Origin of the sequence: Corynebacterium tuscaniense DNF00037, assembly GCF_000759055.1 — a bacterium.
Lineage (GTDB): Bacteria > Actinomycetota > Actinomycetes > Mycobacteriales > Mycobacteriaceae > Corynebacterium > Corynebacterium tuscaniense.
This window is the reverse complement of record NZ_JRNG01000082.1, coordinates 1-592: the sequence shown is the minus strand read 5'-3', so window position 1 is coordinate 592 and position 592 is coordinate 1. Positions and strand designations below refer to the sequence as shown.

1 protein-coding gene is annotated in these 592 nt (G+C 55.2%); it reads right to left on the bottom strand.

Going from position 1 to position 592, the window contains the following annotated elements; all coding sequences use genetic code 11:
* The coding region (locus tag HMPREF2129_RS11110; RefSeq protein ID WP_156959293.1) for a hypothetical protein at positions 1-413 on the bottom strand (413 nt) is incomplete at its 3' end.
* Between the last annotated feature and the right edge of the window lie 179 nt (positions 414-592).

Below are 592 nucleotides of genomic sequence, written 5' to 3'. Positions count from 1 at the left end.
CCGACCTGCTCCACAATCTCAGCCGGGGTCGTGGCATGGGCAACATCACCCCAGCCCGCATGATCCAACGCATCACGAACCACCGGTGATAACGCCTGCTTCTTAAACTCCGGAATCAACGCACCTGCACCACCACCATCTAAAACCCCACCCGATACAGACCCCAACGGCGGCAGCAACATATCAAACGGCGGCACCGTAGGAACCAACTCCACAGTCAACTGCGGCCCATACCCCGACAAATACGACTGCTCTATCCCATGAGAAGCAATCGGATGCACCGCCAAACGCACAATCCCCAACGTTGTTGCAGCCTGAATCGAACTCGCCTCACTGACAGTAACCAAACCAGCAGTCAACCCCGCCAACACACCAGCATTTATCCCATACTGCGCCCCAGAGGAAGCAATCAACCCAATATGATCAATCGCATTGCCAATCGCCTAAGTCTCAGCAGACCCCGACAACAACCCCACCACCTCAGGAATCACACTCAACGCCTCAGTAACACTGTCAGACGTCGCTGCCCAATTCTGCGAAATCCCCGACATCGAAGCCACATCAGTCGCCGATAATTGTGCCACCAACTGCT